The sequence below is a fragment of the Pseudarthrobacter sp. R1 genome (genome assembly GCF_024494415.1).
Lineage (GTDB): Bacteria > Actinomycetota > Actinomycetes > Actinomycetales > Micrococcaceae > Arthrobacter.
This window is the reverse complement of the sequence record NZ_JAMKFI010000005.1, coordinates 208475-229268: the sequence shown is the minus strand read 5'-3', so window position 1 is coordinate 229268 and position 20794 is coordinate 208475. Positions and strand designations below refer to the sequence as shown.

General features: G+C 67.5%; 15 protein-coding genes. 2 read left to right on the top strand and 13 right to left on the bottom strand.

The window, feature by feature from the left end; genetic code table 11:
* Window positions 1-2: 2 nt before the first annotated feature.
* Both gatC and M8J71_RS05220 read right to left on the bottom strand, forming a co-directional pair.
* A complete protein-coding gene (gene gatC, locus M8J71_RS05225; RefSeq protein ID WP_163164358.1) occupies window positions 3-299 on the bottom strand; it encodes an Asp-tRNA(Asn)/Glu-tRNA(Gln) amidotransferase subunit GatC in 297 nt (98 codons plus the stop codon).
* 146 nt (window positions 300-445) lie between these two features.
* On the bottom strand, window positions 446-1945 hold the full coding sequence (locus M8J71_RS05220) for a CitMHS family transporter (RefSeq protein WP_256246916.1): 1500 nt from the start codon (window positions 1943-1945) through the stop codon (window positions 446-448).
* Between the two features lie 184 nt (window positions 1946-2129).
* Between M8J71_RS05220 and M8J71_RS05215 the strand changes: the two genes are divergently transcribed.
* Both M8J71_RS05215 and M8J71_RS05210 read left to right on the top strand, forming a co-directional pair.
* Window positions 2130-3866, top strand: coding sequence for a sensor histidine kinase (locus M8J71_RS05215; RefSeq protein WP_256246915.1), 1737 nt, complete (start codon window positions 2130-2132; stop codon window positions 3864-3866).
* Entirely contained in the window at window positions 3859-4524 is a 666-nt protein-coding gene (locus M8J71_RS05210; RefSeq protein WP_256246914.1) for a response regulator, read from the top strand. Before M8J71_RS05215 ends, M8J71_RS05210 begins: the two co-directional genes overlap by 8 nt.
* Window positions 4525-4542: 18 nt before the next feature.
* Here M8J71_RS05210 and M8J71_RS05205 read toward each other — a convergent pair whose 3' ends face one another.
* The 11 genes from M8J71_RS05205 to M8J71_RS05155 all read right to left on the bottom strand — a co-directional run bounded on the left by M8J71_RS05205 (window position 4543) and on the right by M8J71_RS05155 (window position 20783).
* Window positions 4543-4926: a RidA family protein gene (locus M8J71_RS05205; protein ID WP_256246913.1), complete on the bottom strand. Its 384-nt coding sequence runs from the start codon at window positions 4924-4926 to the stop codon at window positions 4543-4545.
* Window positions 4927-4972: 46 nt separating this feature from the next.
* Window positions 4973-5476, bottom strand: a complete 504-nt coding sequence (locus tag M8J71_RS05200; protein WP_256246912.1) for a GNAT family N-acetyltransferase — start codon at window positions 5474-5476, stop codon at window positions 4973-4975.
* A gap of 100 nt (window positions 5477-5576) precedes the next feature.
* Window positions 5577-6431: an inositol monophosphatase family protein gene (locus tag M8J71_RS05195; protein WP_374114810.1), complete on the bottom strand. Its 855-nt coding sequence runs from the start codon at window positions 6429-6431 to the stop codon at window positions 5577-5579.
* Window positions 6428-8707, bottom strand: coding sequence for an NAD-dependent DNA ligase LigA (ligA, locus tag M8J71_RS05190; protein ID WP_256246911.1), 2280 nt, complete (start codon window positions 8705-8707; stop codon window positions 6428-6430). The genes M8J71_RS05195 and ligA overlap by 4 nt, the downstream gene beginning before the upstream one ends.
* 83 nt (window positions 8708-8790) lie before the next feature.
* Window positions 8791-9426: a hypothetical protein gene (locus M8J71_RS05185; RefSeq protein ID WP_256246910.1), complete on the bottom strand. Its 636-nt coding sequence runs from the start codon at window positions 9424-9426 to the stop codon at window positions 8791-8793.
* A gap of 120 nt (window positions 9427-9546) precedes the next feature.
* Window positions 9547-13992 (bottom strand): FtsK/SpoIIIE domain-containing protein, encoded by a 4446-nt coding sequence (locus tag M8J71_RS05180; protein ID WP_256246909.1) that lies wholly within the window; start codon window positions 13990-13992, stop codon window positions 9547-9549.
* A complete protein-coding gene (locus M8J71_RS05175; RefSeq protein WP_256247061.1) occupies window positions 13989-14693 on the bottom strand; it encodes a hypothetical protein in 705 nt (234 codons plus the stop codon). Before M8J71_RS05175 ends, M8J71_RS05180 begins: the two co-directional genes overlap by 4 nt.
* 130 nt (window positions 14694-14823) lie before the next feature.
* Window positions 14824-16512 carry a serine/threonine-protein kinase gene (locus M8J71_RS05170; RefSeq protein ID WP_256246908.1) on the bottom strand — a complete coding sequence of 563 codons (1689 nt, stop codon included), beginning with the start codon at window positions 16510-16512 and terminating at the stop codon, window positions 14824-14826.
* Complete coding sequence (locus M8J71_RS05165; protein ID WP_256246907.1) at window positions 16509-18530, bottom strand: FHA domain-containing protein; 2022 nt, start codon at window positions 18528-18530, stop codon at window positions 16509-16511. Before M8J71_RS05165 ends, M8J71_RS05170 begins: the two co-directional genes overlap by 4 nt.
* Entirely contained in the window at window positions 18517-19485 is a 969-nt protein-coding gene (locus M8J71_RS05160; protein WP_256246906.1) for a PP2C family protein-serine/threonine phosphatase, read from the bottom strand. The genes M8J71_RS05165 and M8J71_RS05160 overlap by 14 nt, the downstream gene beginning before the upstream one ends.
* Window positions 19482-20783, bottom strand: a complete 1302-nt coding sequence (locus M8J71_RS05155; RefSeq protein WP_256246905.1) for an RDD family protein — start codon at window positions 20781-20783, stop codon at window positions 19482-19484. The genes M8J71_RS05160 and M8J71_RS05155 overlap by 4 nt, the downstream gene beginning before the upstream one ends.
* Window positions 20784-20794 lie beyond the last annotated feature (11 nt).

Sequence of the window (20794 nt, the reverse complement as noted above, 5' to 3'; positions counted from 1 at the left end):
GCTTATGCCTCATCCAGGATTGCCGGGACCTTGAAACGGTTTTCGTCGGAGTCCGGTGCGCCGGAGAGCGCCTGTTCCGCGGTGAAGGTGTGGCCCACAACGTCCTCGCGGAACACGTTGTTCAGCGGGATGGGGTGGGACGTCGCCGGGACGTCGTCACCGGCAGCCTGGCTCACGGACTTGACCGAATCAACGATGACCGCGAGTTCTCCGGCCATCCTGTCCAGCTCTTGGGCACTCATCTCAATGTGAGCGAGCCGCGCGAGATGCGCAACGTCGTCACGGTTGATCGCAGCCATGGATCTCCCCTGCAAAGTTTGAATTGATTTCCGACCCATTCTAGTGGGGAAACGATGATGCCCGTCTGACGGCCCCCAGCGGGCGTCAGACGGGCACCTTCATACCGGCCGGCGCCCACGAGGGGCAGCAGCACGGCAGCTACAGACTAACCGATTCCGATGGCTCCGGTCAGCATGCCAATTCCCAGCATGACCAGGGACACCACGGCGCTGCGCCACAGCACCTTCTTGTGGTGGTCGCCGAGGTCAACCTTGGCAAGCGACACCAGGAGCAGGATTGCGGGAACCAGCGGGCTCTGCATGTGGAACGGCTGGCCGGTGATGGAGGCGCGGGCCATCTCGGCTGCGCTGATCCCGTAATGGGCGGCGGTCTCGCTCAGGACGGGGAGAACACCGAAGTAGAAGGCGTCGTTGCTCATGAAGAACGTCATGGGGATGCTGAGGATGCCGGTGATGACCGCCAGGAACGGGCCCATGGACGTGGGGATGATTTGTACCAGCCACGCGGACATGGCTTCCACCATGCCGGTGCCGGTGAGGACGCCGGTCAGGACTGCCGCGGCCATAACCATGCTGACCACCGCCACGATCGACGGCGCGTGGGCCACGATCTGGGTGGCCTGGTCCTTGACGTTGGGGAAGTTCACCAGCAGGGCGATGGCGGAGCCCACCATAAACACGTACGGCAGGGGCACGAGGTCGGCGATCAGCATGCCCATAACGGCGACGGTCAGGCCGAGGTTGAACCACTGCAGCTTGGGGCGCAGGGTCTTGCGGTTCGGGTCCAATGCGGTGTCCGCCATGGCGGTGTCGCTGTCATCCACCAGGTCTTCGGTGCGTTCGAGCACGGCCACGCCGGAGCCGGTTGAACCGGCGACGGCGGGAGCTGCTCCGGCAGGAGCTGTTCCGGAAGGGCCGGACCCCTTGCGTCCGCGGCCGGTTCCGGAACCGCCGGCGGGAGCGCCGCCGTCGAACCCTTCAGCGGTGAAAGGCTCTGCCGTAGACGGCGCTTCCCAGATTTCCGGGGCAGTGGCCCGGAGGCGGTTGCGCTCCTGCAGGCCAAGCAGCCAAGCAAAGGCCAGGACGACGGCGATGCCGGCGAGGAGGGAGGGAAGCATCGGGACAAAGACATCGTTGACGTCGATCTTCAACGCGCTGGCGGCGCGGGCCGTGGGGCCGCCCCAGGGAACGATGTTCATGGTGCCGTTAGCCAGGCCGGCCACACAGGTAAGGACCACGGGGCTCATCTTCAGCCGGAGGTAGATCGGCAGCATGGCGGCCGTGGTGAGGATGAAGGTGGTGGAGCCGTCGCCGTCGAGGGACACGGCGGCCGCGAGGATGGCGGTACCCAGCACTACCTTGGCGGGGTCGTTGCCCAGCTTGCGGAGGATAAACCGGACCAGCGGGTCAAAAAGCCCCACGTCGATCATCAGCCCGAAGTAGATGATGGCGAACATCAGCAGGGCTGCTGTTGAGGTCATGGCCTTCATCGAGTCCATCACCATGTCGCCGATGCCAAGGCCGGCACCGGCGAAAAGACCAAAAACAGTAGGGACGATGATCAACGCCAGCACTGGCGTCAACTTTTTCGTCATGATCAGCACCATGAATACCGCGATCATTGCGAATCCAAGTAATACCAGCACGGCCGGCTCCTTCTTAGTGAACAGCGGCACAGCGTTGTGACGCGTGCTACAGACTGTAGAGTGGCCGCCGTCACGGCCGTGCCTTTGGCTCAATTGATTGGCATACTGCTTATTGCGAGCATTTTGCTCATTCTGCTCACAGCACCCCGCACGCCCCGGCGGGCCACCCGAAACAAGGAGGATCATGCAGCGTTCCAGCCCCAGCGCGCCGCTGCGGTTCTCCACCCAGACGCTCCTGCTCCAACTTGCGGTGGTCCTTCTGGTGGTTCTGCTCAGCGCCGGCGTCCACGCCTGGCTGACCTATGACAGGGTGGGCAGCGAGGCGGAGAACCAGGCGCTGACGCTTGCCCGGACGGTGGCCTCGGACCCCTCGGTGCGGGCGGACGTGCTGGCCATCAGTGAACAGGCCGGCACTCCCCCGGCTGCCGAACTGGCCGCCGGGCCGCTGATGGCGTCGGCCGAAGCAGCACGGACCCGGACCGGTGCCCTGTTTGTGGTCATCACCGACGAAACGGGCCTTCGGCTGGCGCATCCGGACCCCCAGCGGCTCGGGGAACGGGTGAGTACGGATCCGTCCGAGGCCCTGTCCGGCCGCGAGGTGACCACCAGGAACACCGGGACGCTCGGCCCGTCGGCCGGGGCCAAGGTGCCCGTCTACGCTCCGGGCAGCACCACTGTGGTGGGCGAGGTCAGCGTGGGCTACTCGATGGAGACAGTAGGCCAAAGCGTGGCACGCGACATTGGCCCGGTTGCCCTCACCGCCACAGGTGCCCTCATCGCCGGCGTCCTGGGATCCTTCCTGCTGCGCCGCCGCCTCCAGCGCCTCACCTTGGGCCTGGAACCGGAGGAAATCAGCAGCCTGGTCCACGACCAGGTGGCAGTTCTCCAGGGCGTGGACGACGGCGTGATCGGCGTTTCGGCCGACGGCCGGATCAGTGTCTTCAACGCCGCAGCGCAGCGGCTGCTGGACTTGCCGGACCTGACCGGAACCGCGTGGGAGGAGGCACCGCTGCCGGACCAGCTGAAGTCCCTGACCCGGCCCGGCCCCGGCCCGGATGCCGCCCTGGAACTGGTGGCCGGCGGGCGGGTTTTGGTGGCCAACGCCCGCAAGGCACTCCACCGGCGTGAGGACCTGGGCTGGGTGGTGATGCTCCGCGACCGGACAGAACTGCAGCAGCTCACCCGGCAGTTGGACGCCGTGGGCACCATGTCCACTGCCCTGCGGGCGCAGCGCCATGAGTTCGCCAACCAGCTGCACACCATCGCCGGGCTTATGAGCATCGGAGAGCACCAGCAGGCACGCGGGTACCTTGCGCAGCTGGCGGCGACGGGACCGCTGAAGTTCCCGGTTGACCAGGCCGAGCTGCTTCAGGACCCTTACCTCCAGGCCTTCGTGGGAGCGAAGGGGGTGGAGGCCGACGAGCGGGGCGTGGCCTTGCGCATCGGACCGGAAACCCTGGTCCGCGGCCAGGTCACCGATGCCCAGGACGTCACCACCGTGCTGGGAAACCTGATCGATAACGCCGTCAACGCGGCCGTCGCAGGCTCAGCTCGGGACCGTTGGGTTGAACTGGAAGTCATGGATGACCCGGGCGACGACGGCGGCACCCTCCACGTGGTGGTCGCGGACTCCGGCGACGGGCTGGCTGAGGGGACGGATGCGGAAGCCGTTTTCGCCGAGGGTTTCACCACCGCTTCCGGTCCCGTCCGTGCAGGCGGCGGCCAGGGCTTCGGGCTGGCCTTGGCGCGGCAGCTCGCGCGGCGACGCGGCGGTGACGTTAAACTGCTGGATCCGGGCACCCGCGGCGGGCCCGGAGCCGTCTTTATGGCCACGCTCCCCGGCACCACAGCCGGAATCAGGAATGCAGAACAGACGGACGCAGGGCTGAAGGATGCAGCCGGAAAGGACAACGATGGCTGAGGACTTTCGGGTGCTGATCGTGGATGACGATTTCCACGTCGCGAAGCTGCACGCCGCCTATGTGGATTCGGTGGCGGGCTTCCTGGCGCTGGCACCGGTGGGAACGGCGTCGCTCGCGCTCCAGGCCATTCACAGCCTTCGGCCGGACCTGGTGCTGCTGGACGTCTATCTCCCGGACGCCTCCGGCCTGGACCTGCTGCAGCAACTGGATGTTGACACCATGATCCTCAGTGCGGCCTCGGACGCTGCCTCCGTCCGGGTGGCGTTCCGCCGGGGCGCGCTGGGCTACCTGCTGAAGCCGTTCACGTCCGAGTCACTGTCCCAGCAGCTGCGTTCCTATGCACGGTACCGGCGCCTGCTGGGCCAGCCCGGCGCCCTTGACCAGGATGCGGTGGAGCGGGCCAAGCGCGCCCTGATCCCCGGCGACGTCACGCCGTCGTCAAAGCCCCGCTCGGCGACGGAAGCAGCGGTGCTTGAATCGCTGGTGCCGGGTGAGCAGTATTCGGCAGCGGAAGTGGCCGGCCGGGTGGGTGTTTCCCGGGCAACGGCGCAGCGGTACCTGTCCTCGCTGGCCGACGACGGCGCAGTGGACATCCAGCTGCGCTACGGGACCACCGGCAGGCCGGAGCACCGCTACGGCCTGCCGGTGGCACCGTAAGCCGAAAGGGGTATAGGGCTAGCTTGCGCTCTTCTGCGCCACGAGCTCGATTTCCACCAGCATCTCCGGATGCAGGAACGGAAGGACATGGACCAGGGCCAGGGTGGGCCGGATGTCGCCGAAAACCTCGCCGTGGGCCCGCCCCGCTTCTTCCCACTGGCTGATGTCCGTCAGGTACAGCTTGGACTGCACCACGTCCTCGAAACCGAAGCCGGCGTCCGCCAGGACCTTGCCGAGCTTCTGCAGGATGAACTGGGTCTGGGTGTAGAAGTCATTGCCCACGATGCCGTCCTCGCCGCTCGCGGCGGTGGCGGAAATGTAGAGGGTGTTGTCCACCTGGACGGCCCGGGAGTAGCCGAGGGTCTGTTCCCAAACGGAGCCGGTGCCGAAGGTTTTGCGCATGGTGGGCCTTTCGAAGCTGGAGTGAGTCGGCACCACTTTAGGGCGGCTAGAGGTCCAGCCGGTAAACCAGCAGTTTTATGTCAGTCCCAGGCACGAACCAGTCCCGTTCCGGGACCCTGGCGAACCCGGTTTTGCTGTACAGGCCGCGGGCGCTTTCCCAGGTGCTCCCGGTGGTCAGGGACACACCATTGACCCCGTCCAGTTCCCTGGCGTGTTCCAGGATCGCCGCCATCATGGCCTTGCCGGCACCGCTGCGCTGCACGGCCGGATCCACCACCAGCATGCGGAACTCCAGCTCATCGTGCAGGGCGATGTCCGCGTAGGGCTCACCGGCGCGGGCAAGCGTGACGGATCCGACCACCTGCCCGGCCCGTTCGGCCACCCACACGGTTGCCTGGCCTGCCCGCAGTGCAACGTCCTGGACCTTGCGCATATAGGGGTGGTCGGCGTCGTCAAAGTACCCGGCAGCCAGGTAGGAATCCCTGGTGATGCGGGCAACGGCGTCGAAATCTGTTTCGACGGCGGGACGGACAGTTATCTGCGAATGCACCCGTCAATGGTAGTGCTACCAGCCAGTAGCAGTGTGCAAAACGGGGGTTTCCGTGACTGAACTATCACCCCGTTGAGCGGGCCAGGGCCCAGATGCCGCCTCAGAGCGGGAACTTGCCGGACAGCTCCAGGCTCGCCGCGCACGTCCAGGCATCCAGGCGTTCCTGGTCGCTGGGCCCGCCGTCGAGCGGACTGGTCAGCCGGGGCCGGCGGACCCAGCAGCCGGCTTCCTCGGCGATCAGTGCCCCGGCTGCAAAGTCGTGCTCGTTCAGCCCCCGCTCACCGAACGCGTCGTGGGTGCCGTCCGCCACCAGGCACAGGTCCAAGGCGGCTGATCCCAACCTGCGGACGTCCGCAAAACCCTCCAGCAGTTCGGCGAACTGGGCGGCCTGTTCGGAGCGGACCTGCGGGTCGTAGTTGAACCCGGTGGCGAGGATCTGGCCCTTGCGCCCGGGGACCGGCCCCTGGAGCCGGGTCAGGGCGCCGTATTCCTCCAGCCACGCGCCCTCGCCGCGGGCAGCGTAGTACACGCGCCCCAACGCAGGGGCATTAACGACGCCGGCCAGCCAGACGCCGTTGGCATCGGCCACTGCCACCGAGGTGCCGTAGTAGACGATATTGCGGATGAAGTTGGTGGTGCCGTCCAGCGGGTCGATGGACCAGCGGTAGCCGGTGGCCTCCGCCGGCCTGGTGGTTCCGTGCTCTTCACCGGTGATGCTGTCATTGGGACGGGACGCGGAAATGACGTCCCGGACCGCATGCTCTGCGGCAACGTCGAAGGCGGTGACCCAATCACCGGCGTCACCCTTGTTGCTGGCCTGAAGGGCCTCGGCGCTGCGGCCGGCCAGGACTGCGGCGCCGGCGGCGGCAGCGCGTTTGGCTACCTCCAGCAACCCGGCAGGCGATACCTGGGCGCCGGCTCCCCCAACGCCGCTTCCGGGATTACCGCCGCTCACGGGGTTGCCTCCGCCGCGGCTGCGTCTGCCGCGTCACCCAGTGCTGCAGCGTCCCCGAGTGCTGCCGGACCGCCGGCCAGGAGTTGCCGGAAGCCGTCCTCGTCCAGGACTGGAACGCCAAGCTGCTCGGCCTTGTCCAGCTTGGTGCCGGCGTTCTCGCCCGCCACCACGTAGCTGGTGTTCTTGGAAACGGACCCTGAGGCCTTGCCGCCGCGGATGAGGATGGCTTCCTTCGCCTCGTCCCGGCTGAAGTTCGGCAGCGAGCCGGTGACCACCACGGTCAGTCCGTCCAGCGTGCGGGGCACGGATTCGTCCCGCTCGTCTTCCATCCTGACGCCTGCTGCGGCCCACCGGTCGATAATTTCCAGGTGCCAGTCCTCGGCGAACCATTCCTTCAGTGCGGCGGCGATGGTGGGTCCCACTCCGTCCACATGGGCCAGTTCCTCCTCCGATGCTTTCCGGATCGCGTCCATCGTGCCGAAGGCCGTGGCCAGCGCCCGGGAGGCGCGCGGCCCGACGTGCCGGATGGACAGCGCCACCAGCACCCGCCACAAGGGCTGGGTTTTGGCCTTCTCGAGTTCGCGGAAAAGCTTCTCGGTGGTGGCGGTGGGCTTGGACGGCGATTTCGCGGTGCCCTTGCTGTAGAAGTACGGCACCAGCTCGTATTCCCCGGTGGCCACACCCTTGGAGCGCTTTTCACGCCGGATCCTGACCTCGGCCAGCAGTTCCGGCGTGAGATCGAACAGTGCCGCCTCGGTGGTCATCGGCGGGACGTCCGGTTCCGCCGGTTGGGTCAGGGCGATGGCCGCTTCCCAGCCCAGGGCTTCAATGTCGAAAGCACCGCGGCCGGCGAGGTGGAACACCCGCTCGCGCAGCTGGGAAGGGCAGGATTTTGAGTTGGGGCAGCGGATGTCCACGTCGCCCTCCTTGGCCGGGGCCAGGGGCGTGGCGCAGGAGGGGCATTCGGTGGGCATCACGAAGTCGCGGACCGGAGGATCCTGCTGGTCCCGCAGGGCCAGGACCGGGCCCACGATTTCCGGAATGACGTCGCCCGCCTTGCGCAGGATAACGATGTCGCCGATCTTCACGCCTTTGGCCTTGACCACGTCCTGGTTGTGCAGGGTAGCCATCTCCACGGTGGAGCCGGCGACTTTCACGGGCTCCATCATGCCGAAGGGCGTGACGCGTCCGGTGCGGCCCACGTTGACCTGGATGTCCAGGAGCTTGGTGTGGACTTCCTCGGGCGGGTATTTGTAGGCGACCGCCCACCGGGGCACGCGGGTGGTGTAGCCGAGGGCACGCTGGGTGGCGAAATCGTCAACCTTGACCACAATGCCGTCAATCTCGTGCAGCAGCTTGTGGCGCTTGTCCCCGTACCGTTTGATGAAGCCAAGGACCTCGTCCAGGCTCCCCAGCACTTCGGAATAGGGGCTGACCGGCAGGCCCCAGTCCCTCAATAAGTCATAGGTTTCGGACTGGCTGCGCGCCTGGAGTCCTTCACGGGCACCGATGCCGTGAACGAACATCTTCAGGGGCCGCTTGGCCGTCTCGGCCGGGTCCTTCTGGCGGAGTGAACCGGCTGCGGCGTTGCGGGGGTTGGCCAGGGGCGCTTTGCCGGCTTCGATCAGGGCTTCATTGAACTCGGCGAACGCCTGCGACGGGATAAACACCTCGCCCCTGATCTCCATCTCCGCAGGAAACCCCTGACCGCTCAACTCCTGCGGGATTTCCTTGATGGTGAGCACGTTGTGGGTGATGTCCTCACCGGTGGTACCGTCACCACGGGTAGCGGCGCGCACCAGCTTGCCGTCCCGGTACAGCAGGTTGACCGCGAGGCCGTCAATCTTCAGTTCGGTCAGCCACGCCGGCTGCTGCGAGCCGTCTCCCAGTTTGGCGATGCCGGCCGATGCTTTGGTGAGCCAGGCCTCGAGTTCCTCCAGGGAGAAGACGTCCTCGAGGCTGTACATCCGCTGCAGGTGCTCCACGGCGGCGAAGGCCGCCGAGACTTCCCCTCCCACCTCCTGGGTGGGTGAGTCGTTGGACACCAGCTCCGGATGAAGGGCTTCGATCTCCTCCAGCCGCCGAAACAGTTCGTCGAATTCGGCGTCGGAAACCAGGGGGGTGTCCTCCTGGTAATACGCGAACCGATACTTCCGGACGAGGTCGACGAGGTTCTCGTATTCCTCGCGGACCGACTCACTGGGGATGGCTTCCGGTTCGCCGGGGGCGGCGGTCCGGGTGGCGGTCTGTTCTAAGGGGCCTGGTCCTGTGCTCACAGACCTATCTTGCCCTACCCCGGCAGCTGGACGCTGGCAGCGGGGCTGCCTGGCCCTGGGGACGCCGTCGGCGCCTGGACAGGTCAGTGCGCTCCGACGCGCTGCCTGCCCCACCACGTAAGGGCGGCGCCGGCCACACCCACCAGCAGGACGCCGGCGGTGATCGGGAGGAGTTCGGGACCACCGGGGCCCCGGCCGTCCGCAGGGGAAACGGCAGCCACCTGCGTGGCCTTGGCCGACTTCGTGACCGGGGTGTTCCAGTTCGAGGCGCTGGCGGGGCCGTTCGACGGCGTGGGGCCGGCGCTCGCTGTGGAGTCCTCGGGGGCAGCCTGGACCGGGTCAGTTTCTTCCGGGTCAGTTTCTACCGGCGCCGGAGCAGCGGAAGGGTCGGCTGGAGCGGGAACAATTGCCGGCGCAGCAGGCGCGGCAGGCTGCTCCGGCGGTGCAGGGGCTGCGGGTTGGGCGGGCGGGGGTGCCGGTTCCTTTGCCTTCCGCGGCCGCTCGGTCTCCGCGGGGGTCGAATCTTCCCCGAGGACAGGCAGGCAGAGAATCAGCTGGCATTCGGCGGGAGCCTGCGTGGAAGATGGTGTGGCGGCAGGCGTTGGATGCGGAGAATCAGCTGCTGCCGGGCCGCCCGGAAAGAGGCCCACGAAGATCGCCAGAACCGTTGCTGATGCCGACGCCGAGGCAATGCGGAGGACCTGTGAGGACGGGGTCATTGCTACCTTTCGATGCGCGCAGTCCCCCCACCGCGGCTTTCTGGTGTTCCCGGTAGTCTTCTACACCGCGCTGCGGGGCCGCAAATCCTCCGGCCCCGCGGCCCTGCCGTTGCGTGCCCGTCAGTCCCTGTTTTCGGGCGGCAATGCCACCTGGATCTTGCGCGCCTTTCCGCGGCCCACCACGTACCCCCGGCCAGGGATGAAATCCGGGCTGACCCGGCCCAGGGACGTGTTCAACAGGCTGTCGCCCTCGATGTCGCCAGGATTCAGCAGCAGTCCCCGGCGGCCCGACTTGAAGGGCTGCGCCAGGGACCAGGCCGAGGACCAGGTGGAGGTTTCGGATTCCCCGATGACCCACTGGTCGGCTTTGATGGAAGCGGTGACCAGTTGGCCCACCCCGGATTCGGCCAGGGTGTCCGTGAACTCCGTCAGCCCCTCGATGAAGATCCCCAGCGCGCCCGGGTTTCCCGAGGAATGCTCCACCAGGTCTTCCACCACCTCAGCAACATCGTCGGCGCCTACCACCGAGCGGTTCCAGATGGGCAAGGAGGCGACGGCGGACCGCCGGGCCCCGATGTAGATGAGCTCCGTCCCGGGGTTGGACCGGCGGAGGGCGTAGGCGAGGGTCACCAGTGCGACCGTACGGCCTGCACCGGGAGGGCCGGCGAGGAGCAGCGGGCCCCTCGCCATGATCCCGGCCGGCTGGAGCGTTTCGTCGTCCACACCAATGACGGGCAGGTCGGGACCGCCGGCAGGAAGGACGTCCAGGTCCACCTGGTCCGGCAACCGTTCGATGCCGGGGGCCTTATCCAGGCCCTGGCGCAGCATCGCTTCACTGAGCTTGTGCACCTCGCGGGCCTGCAGGGCAAGGTTGGAGTTCCCGCCCAGGACGGCGAGCTGGACTTCCAGGCCGTCCAGCAAGCCCCGGCCGGGCGGTGATCCGGCACCAAGCACATCCCGGGGGACGTCCAGGGAAATGTAGTCGTCCTCAGAGGACAGGCGCAGCACCAGGCGGCGCTGGATGGAAGCCAGCAGGGAGGCAGGGACCGCATTGGGCCTGTCCCCCGTGACCACCAGGTGGATGCCCAGGGCCCGGCCGTCGGTGGCCAGCTGGAGGAAGATGTCCCACAGTGCGGACAGCCGGCTGTGTTCGTACAGGTCCCGGAAGGCGGACATGCCGTCCACCAGGACAAAGATCCGCTTCTCTCCGGGCCTGTTGGCGAGCTTCCGGTACTCCACGATGGTGGACGCACGCACCTCGGCGAAGGCCGCGGAGCGCTGCTCGGCGATGTCCTGCAGCAGGCGCAGCAGGCGCCCGACGCGTTCGACGTCGTCGCCACTGATGATCTGTCCAACGTGGGGCAGCTCCTCAAGCATCCGCAGCCCCGAGGATCCGCAGTCGATCCCGTAGACGTGGACGGGCCCGCCCCGGGGGGTTACCGCGGCGGCAATGGCAATGCCCCGGAGGGCGGCCGATTTGCCTGATCCGCCCGTTCCGTAGATGGCCATGTTGCCGTCTTTGTCCGGTTCGTAGAAGACGGTGGGCTGGTCCTGGCGGACGGGGTCATCTGCCACCCCGAGGAGCAGTTGTTCGTCGGTGCGGGGGTTGGGCAGCTTTGAGAAGTCGTAGGTTTTGGCCAGTTCGTCCAGCCAGGGTTTGCGCGGCGGCCGGATGGCCAGTGTGCCGGCGGCACGGACGATGGTTGCGGTCATCCTGGCGATGTCATTCGGGCCGGCCGGCGCCTCGACTTCCGGCCTTTCGGGGGCCGGCGCCTCCCAGCTGGGTCCGGAGCCGAACGCCATTTCCACGACGTCGATCTGGGGCCGCTGGGGCCTATCCGTAGTCCAGCCGCCGGCGTAGCCGGTCTGGAAGCCCTGGATCCGGCCGGGTCCGGTCTTCGCAGCGCCGCGGCCCGGAATGGAGGGGTCGAAGTAGGCGGCATCGGGGACGCCGAGGATGTCCGTGGCGTCGTCCTCGTCCGCCATCCGCAGCGCCACCCGGAGGTTGGTGTTGGCCCGCAGGCTGTCCTTGATCACACCGGCCGGGCGCTGGGTGGCCAGGATGAGGTGCAGGCCCAGGGACCGGCCGCGTGCTGCAACATCCACCACGCCATCCACGAACTCCGGAACCTCATTGGCGAGCGCCGCGAATTCGTCCACGATGATGATCAGGTACGGCGGCGCTTCCGGGTCGGCCTCGCGCTGCAGTGCCAGCAGGTCCTTGGCCTTCTTGCGGTTCAGCAGCTGCTCGCGGTGATGGAGTTCGGCGCGGAGCGAGGTGAGGGCGCGGCGGACCAGGTGCGGCGAAAGGTCCGTTACCAGCCCCACGGTGTGGGGCAGGTTGATGCAGTCCGCGAACGCCGCTCCGCCTTTATAGTCAACGAACAGGAAACTGACCCTGTCCGGGCTGTAGGCAGCCGCCATGCCCATCACCCACGACTGCAGGAACTCGGACTTGCCGGCGCCGGTGGTTCCGCCCACCAGGGCGTGCGGGCCCTCGTTCTTCAGGTCCAGGTAGAGCGGTTCAATACCCTTGGAGCCCACCAGGGCGCGCAGCGTGCCGTTGTCCTTGCGGTTGGCCACCGCGCTGGCGTGCACGGAATTGTTTTCCGTCCAGCGCTCGGCAATGGCCTGGGGGTTGTCCAGGAAGTCCTTGCCAATCAGCGTGGCATAGGAGACGGCGCGCGGGAGGTCGGAATCGTCGGTGACGGGCTTGCCCACATCCACCACGGGAGTCAGCATCCGGGCAAGCTGGGCGGCAAGCTCCGCGTCCACGCTTTCGCAGCTGACGGGATAGGTGTGGCGGCCAAGGCGCACCTGCCCGGTGGTGGTGCCGTGCTCGCCGTCCACCGCCATGAAGTCGCGGCAGGCAGCAGGCAGTGCTTGGATGCTGGTGGCGACCCACAGCACGTGGACGCCGGCGTCGGGTCCGCGTTCGGCCAGGCGGGTGAGCCGCCCCCGGTCCACGGGGGCGTCGTCCTCCACGATGACGAGCACCGCAGGAACCACTGGCTCCTCCACCTCGTGCTTGGCCGGGTCCAGCCCCGGGCGAAGGTCCGGGCCGGCCCGCTTCGCGGCAGCCTCCCTTGCCTCCACCAGGTCCTCGAGCCGGGCCACCAGGGATGCGCCGCCGGCAGAACCGGCAGCAAGGTGGTCACCGGACAGGGGGCTGTGCCCGGAACCGACATGCGGCAGCCACTGCAGCCAGTTCCAGCGTTCCCGGGACTGGGCGGACGTGATGGCCGTGAGCACCACCTCGGCCGGCGAGTGCAAACCGGCAAGCTGGAGCACCATGCCGCGTGCCACGTCGTCCACCAGCCCGCGGGCACCGGCGATGCCCAGCGAGCCGGCCGTCCGGAACTGGGACACCACCGGAACGCCCTCGATGTCCCGGAACTGTTTGAGGCAGTCCTGGATTTCGCGGGCGTACTCCGCCTCGGTGTCGTTGTTCGGCGGTTCCTCCATGCGGATGCGCGACGGGGCAGTACCCAGGCCAAAACGCAGGCCCAGGAACCCGTGGTGTTCGGGCCGGTGGGTCCAGAGCAGCGGACCCAGTTTGTAAATGGCGTCAACGGTGTCGCTGACGGAAGGTGCTTCCTGCAGCCGGACGGCGCGTTCCACATGCTGGAGTTCGGTGATGTCCTCGCGGAAGGCGGCCATGGAAGCACGGAAGTGCTTAAGCTGTTCCTTCTGCTGGCGCCGGCTCCGCATCTTCTGGTCCACATAGTGGCCCAGAATGAACAGCGGCATCATCATCATGAACAGCACCGAGAGCGGGTTGCTGGTAACGGCGAAGATCACGGCGCCCATCAGCAGCGGAGCGATCATCATGATGTACGGGAACGGGTTGTCTTCCGGACGCTTCGGTCCGGCCGGCACCACGCGCTTGGGTTCCTCAAACCGGGGAACGACGCGCGGTGACCGGTTAAAGTCCACCAGGGGCGACGTCGGCGCTGCCGCCCGGTTATGTCCCAGCGGAACCACAGTGATGGTGGTGTCGCCCAGCGTCACGGTATCCGAGGAGTTGAGGGTGGCACGCGTCACCGCAAGGCCATCCATCAGGAGCCCGTTCGCCGAGTTGGTGTCCACGATTTCCACGGCCTCCCCTACCGTGATGCGGGCGTGGCGTTTGGACGTCAGTGGATCCGTCAGCCGGATGTCCACGTCCCGGTCCCGGCCGATGTAGCTGGTGCCCGAAGGCAGCGGAAATTCGCTGCCGACGTCGGGCCCTGAGAGGACGCGCAGGGTGGCGGCCGCCGGGCCGCGGTTCGCCCCCGGGGCACCGAAGTGCTCGCTGACCTGGGCCAGCGACACCACGGAGCCGGGCCGCAGCCCGGATTCAAGGAGGTTCTCTTCGCGGGCGAGGATGTTGCCGCGCATGCCGCCGCCCACAAACGCTTCTTCGATGCGCAGCGAGAGGTTCTCCGGGGGCGGTGTTCCCTTGCGGGCAGGGTCCGCCGCCCACAGCACTGTTGCCACATCGGCCACCGTTGCAAGGCCGTCAACGGTGATGGCCAGGTCCTTGGCCTCGGCCGGATCCCGGCGGAGTGTCAGCCGGATCCTCATCCTTCGTCCACGCCCCTCATCTTCTCGAGGAGGTGCAGGTCATCGGCCGTGACGAGGTGCGAGGTGACGGCGTGTTCCACGAGCCGGGCGCGGCGGTTGGTGGCAAGTTTGCCGCCGCCACCGCGCAGGCCTGCGACGCCCACCCGGTCCAGCTTGTCGCACACATTGTCGAGCTTGCGGTTGAAGCGCGTCAGCGCCCAGCCGAGCGTCTTGGCGGCCGCGGCCGAGGACGGGATGGCGCTGAACCCGGTCCCCTCGCGCCGGAGCATGGGTTCGGCGAGCGCTACGATGAGCGCCTTTTGCGAGTCGGTGAACACCACCGGACCGATGGTGGTATCGCCGTTGCTGTCCTCGTCCCGCGCCTCCTGGCGGAAGGACGGCGTTTTCAGGTGCACGGCGAATTCGTAGGTGGTGGGCCCTGCCGTGAAGATGATGTTGGTGTGGCTGAAGACCAGCGGGATCCGGGCACCGGGCGAGAGCCAGGCCTGCATGCCGCCCGAACCGTCCGCCACAGTGGCCGAGAGCATGCTGCCCACGTTGCTGAGCCACCAGATTCCGTCGTAGCGGGCCACCTGCAGGAACTGCCGGTGCAGGTACGGGTTGTCGTCCAGCTCAAGGTCGCCTTCACGGCCAATGTTGAAGACGTCCTCGTCGGATGGCTCGTACCACTCCCCACAGAAATCTATTGCCAGATCCCCCATTTTCCGTGCCTCCTCGTCGGGCAAAACTTTGCGTATCGTCGTCATGCTGCTGATTGTGCTGGTGCAGGCTGTGCTGGTTCCCGGTTGTCTTGTTACCGGGGCAGGGCCGGGGCTCATGTACCGATGCGGCTCATGTGCCGGTGCAGGCGATGGAGCCCGCTTCCAGCGGGGAGAAGGCTCCATCCGAGCGGACGATCATCACCTGCACGCAGGTCTCCCCCGACGGATTGGTTTTCACGCGTACCGGAGGCTGTGCGATGGACTGGTATTCCCCGCCGCCGCCGATGGTGTAGACCCGCCATTTGTAGGTGTCGCCCTCTTTGGGCTGCGGGTTAACCCAGGTGAAGGACGCGTCGCCGTCGCCGCCTACGGTTCCGGTGAGGCCTTCCACGTCCGGTACCGTGCCGTTGTCCAGGGCATCGGCGGGCTGCCTGCTGGCTTCCTGGCTTTGAACTGCCTTGGGTGCTTCCGGTGCGGCGTTGGCCATCACGATGCCCACCACCGCAGCGAGGGCCAGGAGGGTTCCACCGGCGGCAGCCAGCCAGAGGTTGCGCTTTCCGTGGTCCGCGCCGGGAGCCGGAGCCTCTGCCGGTTCCCCGGTGCTCGCCGGGCGGTGGACGGTAGTGTCGGCAACGTCGGCGCCCTCCTGGGGACCGGCGTCGGGAGCCTTCCCCTGGGCGGCTGCCGTGGTGCTGCCCGAAGCACCGCGCAGAACTGTGGACTGCGCCCACTCCTGGGGCTGGGGTGAGGGAGCAAACGGAGCCACCGGTGCCAGGGCGGCGGGCGGGGTAACCCGCGACGGCGGGGCTTCCGCTGCCGGGGCTTCCGGCCGCGTGCGTGCCGGGAAGGTGGGGGCACTGCCCGTCCGTTCAGGATCGATGGCCGCGATGCTCCGGACGCGGGTTTCCTCGAAGCCGTCGTCCGGGTGGCTCTCCTCCTGGTGCGGCTCTTCAAGGACTTCGAAGGGCGTTACCGAGAGGTTAAGCTCAGCCTGGATGCGCTGCAGGGCCAGGGCGAAGGCGTGCGCGGACGAGTAGCGGGACTGCGGAGACTTCGCCATGGCCGTGGACAGGGCCAGTTCCAGCGATTCGGGGACGTCGGCCCGGCCCAGCTGCGGCACCGGGACGTTGCTGATCCGGTTGATCAGCTCCCGCTGGGAATTGTCCGCGCCCGGCATCACAAAGGGCGAGCGGCCGGCCAGCAGGGTGTACAGCGTTGCGCCGAGGGCCCACACGTCCACCATGACGCCGTCCACGTTGCCGTCGGAGAACTGTTCCGGCGGGGACCAGGGGATGGACATCCCGGAATCGTCCTCGTTGTCGCCGGCGAGGGTTCCGGAGATCCCAAAGTCCGTCAGGGCGGGACGGTTGTAGTCGGTCACCAGGATATTGGCGGGCTTGATGTCCCGGTGGGCGATGCCGGCGCGGTGGGCTGTTTCGACGGCGGATGCCACCTGGATGCCGACCGCCAGCACTTCGTCCACACTGAACCGCTGCCGCCGGTACCGTACGTCCAGGCTGGGCCGGGAGCAGTACTCCATCGCCAGGTAGGAATGCCCGGCGTCGGTCACCTCAGCTTCGAAGATGGTGACGATGTAGGGGTGGGAGGACAGCTGCGCCATCAGGTTGGCCTCGGACTCGAACCGGCGGCGGGCGCCCTCGGTCTTCAGGTCCGAGAGCAGCACCTTGACGGCAACCTTCCGCCGGGGCCTGTCCTGCTCATAAAGGTAGACGTCGGAAAACCCGCCGGAACCGAGCAGGCTGATATACGTGAACCCCGGAATGTGGGGCGGCGGCGCAGGCGGCCGTTTGGAACTCAAGGAATCTCCTCAAAGCGCAGGGAGATGTTGTCTCCCAGTTCAGCGATATCACCGTCAAGCAGGATGGCCATCTCGTTCTGGGCCAGGCGGCGCGGGGCCTGGCCTTCGCGGACCAGGACGGTTCCATTGGTGGCCTTCAGGTCGCAGAGCATCACGTGCCAGCCCTCCAGCCGGACTTCGACATGAGAGCGCGAAATGTCTCCGCCGGGGCTGGCAACCTGGACCAGCCGGGGCATCACCCCGCCCTGGACCCGGGAAACCGATGGCTGCCGGCCGATCACCAGCGACTGGTCAAGGTCCACCAGTTCTCCGGTGGAAATCCGCATCCGTCCCAGGCGGGGCCGGGCAACCTGGACGGCGTCCGGCAGCAGTGCAGCGCCGCAGGTGGCGCAGTGGGCGCTGGTCGGTGGATTCGCGTGGTCCTGCGGGCAGACCCGGGCCAGGACCAGGGGTCCTGCAGCGGATGCGTCACTCACTGCTGCTGCAGGACGCGGGGACATTCCGGGCAGTTGGCTTTTTATGACCGTCTGCCCGTCGTGGTCTGTGTCGTAGTCACCGATCACGGCCTGCGGCGCCGGTTTCGCGGGGGCTGCCTCGCCGGCGGCGGGGACTGCTGCCAGCATCGGTGACGGCGCTGCTGGTACTGGTGACGGCGTTGCTGGTACAGGTGACGGCGCTGCTGGTACTGGTGACGGCGTTGCAGGTGCAGGCAGGGGCGGCAGGGCTGCCGCCGGTGCCGGTTGGCTGTCCGTTCCGCCTGTCCGCCAGGGGACGGAATCGATGAGGCCGCCGGCAGCGGGCGGCGTGGAAGGCTGGCCGGATTCGCGGGCGGCAGGAACGTACGGGGCAGCAGCCTCGGCTGCCGCCGGCACCTGGTCCACTCCCTCCTCCGGCGGGTTCCCTCCCTGCACGGCAGGCCCGGAGCCAGTGGCGTCTGCCGGTGGCTCCGCTTCCTCCACGACGTCGGCGTCGGGATCATCGCGCACCGCGGCGTCTTCAATAGTGCGTACAACGGTCCGCTCCCACAGGTGGTCGTAGGAGCTGGTCACGTCGCTGGCCGGGACCGGGGCGGTCGACCCTGTGACGCCGTCGGAAGAGCTGCCCTCCTGCACTGCCGCGGCGTCCAATCCTGTGGCGCCGTGGGATGCGATGCCGCCCGACCCTGTGGGGCCGTCAGGTGCTTCACCCTCCGACCTGGTGGCGCCGTCGGAGGCTGCGCCGGCGGATACTGCGCCGGCGGATGCCGCCACGCCATCGGCTGCCCCGGATTCCTCGAAATCCTCGTCAATCACCGCGTACACCGTCTCAGCCGAGGCGCCGTGCTCGGGTGCGGCGGTTAGCTCTGGAAGCTGTGCGACTTCCTCTTGTTCCGCAGGTCCACGTGCCGGCCGGGGCACCTGGTGAATCCTGACTTCCTGCTGAGGCTGGACTTCCTGGTGAGCCTGGACTTCCTGCTCAGGGAGGACCGAAACGTCGTCGTCCAAGGCTTCAACGGCCAGGGCTTCAACGGCTGCGGCACCGGTGGTGGCAGCGGCACCGTGAGTTCCGTGCTCTTCCGGAAGCAGCAGGGACTGCAGCAGCACCACGCCTTCGGCCAGCGGCAGCTCCGGGAGGCCGTCGTGCGCGGTGCCGCCGGCAGCCGGAATCGTCAGTTGGCACAGTCCGGGCAGGGCGAGGGGCCGTTCGGTCCAGGTGGTGACGTCCCGGCCGTTAAGCTGCACTACGCCGTCGGGCGATTGGACTGTCACGTCCAGGTCCCCCCGAAGGAACACGCGAAGGGGGCCGTTGAAGTCGAGAAGGCCGAACGAAGGGATGTTCGCCAGGGATCCCCCGTGGCTGTTCGTCACTGCATGCAGTACCTCGTGCACCTCCGGTCCGGTTGCCAGCAGGTCCCAGAGTGCAGCAACCAGGGCCGGCGGGGTATCCGGTCCCAGGAGGACGGCCGTGCGGGAGCGGATAATACCGAGCCAGGTCCCGGGAAGGTAACTGGTCCCGGGGATGTAACTAGTGGCTGCCATCGCCCGGGTCCCCGCTTTCGCTTGCAGGGACGGAATCCGGCGCGGGCTGCGCTGATGGCGGGACTGCTGATGGCGCGGCTGCTGGTGATTGGGCCGTCTGCTGGGCCGCCTGCGACCGAGGCAGCGTCACTTCGTCCTCGGCTGCGTCCGGGCGCGGGGCTGTGGCGGCTGCGCCGGCATCGTTCAGCACGTTCCGGGCGTCCACGACGATCGCCGTCACGTTATCCCTGCCGCCGCTGCGGAGGGAGGCCTGGATCAGTTCATCCACGGCGTCCTGGGGATGGCCCACGGTGCTGAGGACCCTGAAGATCTGCTCGTCCGTCAGCTCGCCGGTCAGTCCGTCGGAGCAGATGAGGATGCGGTCCCCCTCCTCCACCGGCAGAAGCCAGTAGTCCGCTTCCGTCTCGTCACCGGTACCCAGTGCCCGCGTCACCACATGCCGCCGCGGATGGACGGTGGCCTGCTCCGTGGTAATCTCCCCGGCGTCCACGAGCTCCTGGACCTCCGAGTGGTCCACGCTGATCTGTTCGAACTTTCCCTGGCTCAGGCGGTAGGTCCGGGAGTCCCCGATGTTCATGACCAGCCAGTAGGGCATGCCCATCTGCTCCACAATGACTGCACCGGCCAGGGTGGTGCCGGCCCGGGCACCGGTGGCCTCGCGGATGGAGCTGTCCGCCCGGACCAGGTACTCCTGAAGAACGGCTGCCGTGACGCTCCGCTCGCCCGTGGCGAGCTGGGGAATCGCGGCGAGGGCGCGGACACACATTCCGCTGGCAATCTCGCCGGCTTCATGGCCGCCCATCCCGTCCGCCACTGCGAACACAGGGTCAGAGGCAATGTAGGAATCCTCGTTCAGCTCGCGACGGAGTCCCCGGTCCGTCCCGTAACCGACGCTCAGGTTTGGCCCCGCCCCCGGTTCGACGCTGGAGGGAACGCTTGCGGGTTGTTGGTTCATGCCTGTCCTAGGTAAAAAGTGCGGTCTCCAAAGTGGACACTGGATCCCGGGGTAACAAATGCGGGGACTCCCGGCTGGAGTGGCGTGCGGTGGCCGTCGGGGGTGGTCACTGCGCTGCCGTTGGTCGAATTCCGGTCCGTCACCCAGATACCGGCTCCGTCCGTCAGCAGATGGAGGTGGGTCTTGGAAATGGACCGGCCGGGGTCGTCGACGGCGAGCAGCTGGGCCTGCTGTTCACCCGACTGGCCCACGGGGTTCCGGCCGACCAGCACGCTGCGGTCCAGCTGGAAGTCGCGGCCGTCGTCCAGCCGGATCCGAAGGACGGCGACGGGCGCAGGGGCGGCCGCTCCCGGGCGCACCTGGGTGCGGTCAACGTCGTCGTCCGGATGGTGCTGCCGGGCCCGCGGTTCCGGAACGTGAATTCCAGGGACCTGCTGCGGAGCCTGGAACTGCAGGACATGGGCCTGCGGTGTCTGTGCCTGCTGTGCCTGGGGAGTTCCTGCAGGGCTGGACACCGGCGCGTGCTGGACCGGGGTGTGGGCCGGCTGGGCATCAATCACCTTAGGCACGTTCGCGCTGGGCACCGGCGCGTGCTGAACCGGGGTGTGGGCCGGCTGGGCATCAATCACCTTAGGCACGCTGGCGCCGGCCACCGGCGATAACACCTGCTGCACGGGCGGCAGATCCATGGGCGCGAAGCTGTAGGGTCCCTGGATTCCGCCGGTGGTGATCGGGTTCCGCCCGGCCTTGACGTCAAAGGCCAGCGTCTTGGCTGCGGCATCGTGCCAGCCACGCAATTTGCCGTTTCTGTCCCACGTGTTGGAGACCACCACCAGCACGGCCCAGACCCCGCCCGCCAGCACCAGCGGAGCGAGGATCAGCAGGGCCGCCCCGAACCATGTAAAGACCACCACGAGGACCGCGACGAGCAGCGCCAGGAGGATGCCTGCACCCGTGATCAAGCCACGCAGGAAAACCGCACGGGCACCGGGGGCGTAGCCGTCGTTGTCAGCGCTGCGGATTCCCATGAGCAGGTTCCCGGGGGTTTTGCCCGTCCGGGCTTCCATGCCCATCACAGCCACCAGGTAGACAAGGGTGAGTCCCAGGCCAATGCTGCCGAACAGCACAAGGGACGCTGTGTCGTAAATAATGAACCCGCCGCTTCGGGTGCGCGTTATCCCGGCGAAGCCAAGGGCAAACGTCACCACCAGCACTGCCAGGGGCGGCAGCCAGTCAATGACGGCAGCGCCAAGCCGCTTGCCCGCCGCCGCCGGAACAAGCTGAAGATTCACTGCCATTCCCGTTCCTC

Excerpts from the sequence above, each read along its gene's own strand:
- gatC (WP_163164358.1), bottom strand. The coding sequence starts at position 299 with ATGGCTGCGATCAACCGTGACGACGTTGCGCATCTCGCGCGGCTCGCT.
- M8J71_RS05215 (WP_256246915.1), top strand. The coding sequence starts at position 2,130 with ATGCAGCGTTCCAGCCCCAGCGCGCCGCTGCGGTTCTCCACCCAGACG.
- M8J71_RS05180 (WP_256246909.1), bottom strand. The coding sequence starts at position 13,992 with ATGAGGATCCGGCTGACACTCCGCCGGGATCCGGCCGAGGCCAAGGAC.
- M8J71_RS05210 (WP_256246914.1), top strand. The coding sequence starts at position 3,859 with ATGGCTGAGGACTTTCGGGTGCTGATCGTGGATGACGATTTCCACGTC.
- M8J71_RS05165 (WP_256246907.1), bottom strand. The coding sequence starts at position 18,530 with ATGGCAGCCACTAGTTACATCCCCGGGACCAGTTACCTTCCCGGGACC.
- M8J71_RS05160 (WP_256246906.1), bottom strand. The coding sequence starts at position 19,485 with ATGAACCAACAACCCGCAAGCGTTCCCTCCAGCGTCGAACCGGGGGCG.
- M8J71_RS05175 (WP_256247061.1), bottom strand. The coding sequence starts at position 14,693 with ATGGGGGATCTGGCAATAGATTTCTGTGGGGAGTGGTACGAGCCATCC.
- M8J71_RS05205 (WP_256246913.1), bottom strand. The coding sequence starts at position 4,926 with ATGCGCAAAACCTTCGGCACCGGCTCCGTTTGGGAACAGACCCTCGGC.
- M8J71_RS05155 (WP_256246905.1), bottom strand. The coding sequence starts at position 20,783 with ATGGCAGTGAATCTTCAGCTTGTTCCGGCGGCGGCGGGCAAGCGGCTT.
- M8J71_RS05185 (WP_256246910.1), bottom strand. The coding sequence starts at position 9,426 with ATGACCCCGTCCTCACAGGTCCTCCGCATTGCCTCGGCGTCGGCATCA.